This is a genomic window from Caballeronia sp. BR00000012568055 (assembly GCF_029439455.1).
In the GTDB taxonomy this organism is placed as follows: domain Bacteria; phylum Pseudomonadota; class Gammaproteobacteria; order Burkholderiales; family Burkholderiaceae; genus Caballeronia.
Genome location: NZ_JAQFVG010000060.1, coordinates 1 through 4080, shown reverse-complemented (window position 1 = coordinate 4080; position 4080 = coordinate 1). Strand labels below are relative to the sequence as shown.

5 protein-coding genes and 1 pseudogene are annotated in these 4080 nt (G+C 56.9%); 2 read left to right on the top strand and 4 right to left on the bottom strand.

The annotated features are described in order from the left end of the window. On the bottom strand, positions 1-183 hold a 183-nt coding region (locus P7F28_RS04280; protein ID WP_277183198.1), incomplete at its 3' end, for an SDR family NAD(P)-dependent oxidoreductase. Positions 184-207: 24 nt separating this feature from the next. Then, positions 208-987, bottom strand: a complete 780-nt coding sequence (locus P7F28_RS04275; protein WP_277183199.1) for an acetoacetate decarboxylase — start codon at positions 985-987, stop codon at positions 208-210. 456 nt (positions 988-1443) lie between these two features. On the opposite strand from P7F28_RS04275, the gene P7F28_RS04270 reads away from it, so the two are divergent. Continuing rightward, positions 1444-1614 carry a hypothetical protein gene (locus tag P7F28_RS04270; RefSeq protein WP_277183197.1) on the top strand — a complete coding sequence of 57 codons (171 nt, stop codon included), beginning with the start codon at positions 1444-1446 and terminating at the stop codon, positions 1612-1614. 54 nt (positions 1615-1668) lie between these two features. On the opposite strand, the gene P7F28_RS04265 is transcribed toward P7F28_RS04270, so the two are convergent. Beyond that, on the bottom strand, positions 1669-2286 hold the full coding sequence (locus P7F28_RS04265) for a hypothetical protein (protein WP_277183196.1): 618 nt from the start codon (positions 2284-2286) through the stop codon (positions 1669-1671). A 273-nt stretch (positions 2287-2559) separates the two neighbouring features. Here P7F28_RS04265 and P7F28_RS04260 point away from each other — a divergent pair, with 273 nt between their 5' ends. Next, positions 2560-3726: a porin gene (locus P7F28_RS04260; protein WP_277183195.1), complete on the top strand. Its 1167-nt coding sequence runs from the start codon at positions 2560-2562 to the stop codon at positions 3724-3726. A gap of 100 nt (positions 3727-3826) precedes the next feature. Here P7F28_RS04260 and P7F28_RS04255 read toward each other — a convergent pair. Then, positions 3827-4080, bottom strand: a pseudogene (locus P7F28_RS04255) (porin); the annotation flags it as partial.

Sequence of the window (4080 nt, the reverse complement as noted above, 5' to 3'; positions counted from 1 at the left end):
CATCGCTACGGCGATTGCGCGGCCACCTGCGGCCTCGATGCTGTCGGCCACTTTCTGCGCGTTCGCGAAATTCAGATCTGCGATCACCACCGCCGCGCCATCTGCTGCGAGCTTGCGTGCAGCCTGTTCCCCGATACCGCTTGCTGCACCTGTCACGAGCGCGACTTTTCCTTGCAGTGCCATGATTTAATTTCCTTAAGGTTTAGCTTAGTTATTGACGGCGAGCTTGAGCGAATCGGCATGAGCGAGATAGTCGTACGCGACTTCGCCGATATCGAGCGTGAGATTGGCGATCACATGACGCGCGCCTACGACTTTTCTAACGGGCAAATCCGCAACCGGCGCCAAGGCATGCGCGTGCAATTCGAGCGCGGCGGGACCTTCCCATGCGCCTAGCACGGTGACATCGCGCAGGAAGAAGCGCACCAGTTCGCACACGCGCGCGGTGCCGTCCACATGCGGGAGCACCTTGAGCAGATAGTTCGGGGTATCGGCGAGCTTGCTGCGTTCGGCGTCGAGACCCAGCGCGCGGAACTTGTAGCCCATCGTGCCGACAGCAATGCGCTGCGTGCCGTAATCAAGCGTGCCGAGCAGCGTATCCTTACCGTCCACCGACAAGCGAGGCGACGCGAGTTTCTTAGGAAAGCCCCAGATTTCACGGCCGCCTGCAATCGGGCCTTCATCGTCGAGATACATGGCGTGCGTGTAGCTGCCCTTGTGTCCTTCGTGGTCGATCACGGAAATCACCTGGCCGCTTTCGGTATAGCTGCCAAAGCCGGACGAATCCGGCATGCGAATGAATTCGTAATGCACGAGATTGTTATCGACACGCAACGGCTCCGGCACCACGGCTGCGAGCGCGTCCGGGTCGGTCTCGTAAGAGATGATGAAGTACTCGCGATTGATAAAGCGGAACGGCGGACGAGGGTAAGCGGGATTGTGAACGGGCATTGCGAAGGCGTTTCTGCGGATATCTTCTTCTTTCATGTCGATCAGCCCTGTGTTGGAAACAGGCCAGATCATAGTGGTCCTTCATGACATCGTCGCGGAACGCAGGCATGCTAAAACACGCAAATGAACATGCGAATGCAATGCTTAAGAAATCGCTAAAGCTTGTCAGGCAAGGCTTAGCGGCAATCTTTAGCGATTCTTTGCCGAATTAAATCGTCTGGTGCAAAATACTGTTGCCTTGCAGCATCGGCCAGATCCGGGAACTGCGCAGTCGCTTAAGCACTCTCAAAGCGGTTTGCGAAAGAACGATCGTGCCGGGGCGTGTCGAACTTCGGGCTATGAATTTCAAGCTAATTTTTGCGAAACCGTAGCCTCGTTGCGACGCTGACGTTTTCCCCAAGTTACACCGTGAGTGCTTGTCCTTACATTGCTGACGGCGCTGTTCAAGCCGGGCAATGCGCCTTCTTTGCCATCCTCTTTCGCGAGTCTCCGATGAAAACGTCTTTCAAGAAATTTGCCGTGCTGTTCGTGCTCGCCGCTTTCGCTGCGCCGACGCTGTCGTACGCGACTGCCGCTTACCCGAACAACAAGCCGCGCCCGGCGCACAAGTCCCACAAGCATCACAGCAAGAAATCGACGCCTGCTCCGGCTCCGGCGCAGTAATAGATCTATGACGTCAGCCGATCACTTGATCGGCTGACGTTCTTGCTCAAGCTCTCAGCCTGCATCGCCTGCGCTGATGGCGGTCTGCATGCTGCGTAACAGCTTGCGCAAATAACGCAGCAATCCCACTACATCGCCGAACGCGATGAAGCCTTTGCGCGCGTCGTCACCGAACATCGCGTTTCCATCGAGTTTTTCGTCGATCACCAATCCGCCAAATGCCGCATGCGGCCTGTGTTCGCCCGCCGTGATGCTAAAGATATTCGCATTCAGCGCTGCATCACGCAGGTGCATCAAGAACTGCACCTCCGGCGTGCGCGAGGCGGACAGCCTGTGCACATCGAAAAAATCGCCCACGGCGATGATCGCGTTCATACACGGCACGTGCAGCGCAAAAGCCACGCGCTGCGAAGGTTCGTTAAACGACGGCCAGACGGGTGCGTTGTCGGTTGAGTCGCCTTTAGTCGGCGTACCGTCTTCGCTATGCGCGTGTTCCTCCGGACGCGCGTGCCTGAATTCAAGCAGTCGCTCCGCCGCGCCAAGGTCGGGCGCATTACCGCCCTCTTCGATCCACTTCGCCAACAAGCCGGCGTGCGTATTAAGCATGAGCACTTGAGCGTCGATAAACGCGACGCCCGCCGCGCATGCGTCGGGCGCTTTGCCGTGATCCATATCTGTCTCCGTTGTTTTAGACAAACCTAAACAAAACGACATTGCGCAAAGCTTGCACCCGCTCGGCCTCATATTGTTAAAGAAATACTACAGATTCAAGAAAATCCGTTTACTGAAAACTGACATTTCGCTATATTTCCGCCACTACAACGCTGAGCCTGAGAAGCCCGATGCTTTGCGTCATATCAAAGTATCGAATAGTTAGTTATCCATATAAAAGCGCTCTAAGCGTCATCCGCACTTGCGGGCAATACTAAGTAAGCCAAGGAAAAAATGAAAAAGACCCTCGTAGCCGCTGCCGCTCTCGGCACGCTCAGCATCGCCGCGCACGCACAAAGCAGCGTCACCCTTTACGGCATTATCGACGCCGGTATCACCTATTCGAACAAGGTCGCGACCGCAGGCGGTCACGATAGCTTGTGGAAGTATGGCGACGGCGTTGCATCAGGCAGCCGCTGGGGCCTGCGTGGCACCGAAGATCTGGGCGGCGGGCTGAAGGCGCTCTTCGTGCTCGAAAACGGCTTTGACAGCGGCACGGGCGCGCTCGGTCAGGGTGGCCGCGAATTCGGCCGTCAGGCGTATGTCGGTCTTTCGAAGACCAATATCGGCGCGCTGACTTTCGGCCGTCAATACTCGTTCTCGACCGACTATATCGGCGCGAACTACACGATGGGTAGCCAGACGCCGTCGGGCAATTTCGCCTACCACATCAATGACGTCGATCAACTGACGTCGAGCCGTATCGACAATGCAGTGAAGTTCAGCAGTGCGAGCTTCTATGGCGTGACGTTCGGTGCGATGTACGGCTTCTCGAACACCACCAACTTCGCCGGTTCGCCTACCACCACGGCAGCGGGCGTGACGACGCAAGGTTCGTCGAGCACGTACAGCTTCGGTTTGAACTATGCGCAAGGCCCGTTCAGCATTGGCGCGGCTTATACGAATATTCGCTTCCCGAACGGCGCAACGCCCGCCTTTAGCGTGAGCGTGGCCAATGTCAACACGGGTGGCTTGCGTGATCTGGAAACATTCGGCATCGGCGCGAAATACACGATTGCTGCGGGCGTGGTGTTCGCCAACTGGACGCACACGAAATTCCAGCCGATCGCGACCGCGAGTTCGAAGCTGAACAACTATGAAATCGGCGGGAAGTACAACTTCACGACTGCCTTTAGCGCGGGCCTGGGCTACACGTTCTCCAAGCTCGACGACAACTTCGAAGGCAAGTGGCATCAGGTCAATGCCGCAGTCGATTACGCGCTCTCCAAGCGCACCGATGTCTATGTGATCGGCGCTTACCAGAAGGCCTCGGGCGAGAACACTGTTGCGGGGCGAGTGGTGCCGGTTCAGGCGCAAATCGGTTCGTCGACGTCGTTTGTCGGCGCAGCGGGCGCGGATACGCAGTTCGCAGCGCGCGTTGGTATTCGTCACCGCTTCTAAGGCTTAGAGCGATTTAATCGCTAAAGCAATACGGCCGGATGCGCTAAGCATCCGTCCGTATTTTTTTATTCAAAGCGCTAAGAACGCTAAGAAAAAACGCTTAGAAAATATTGCGCAAACCGATCGACACACCGGTCTGATTCGAGCGTCCCGGCAATTCCACATCGCCTGCACCCGTGACCTTGTTGAAGTCCACCGTGCCATACACTTCGGTGCGTTTGGACAATGCATACTCCGCCAGCGCCACGCCCGTATAGCGATTACCGCTTCCCGTCGCGCCGCCGCCCGTGGCCGCATTCTTCATGTGGTCGTAGTAGAACGCGCCGGTCAGCATCAGCGCAGGCGTCAGTTGAT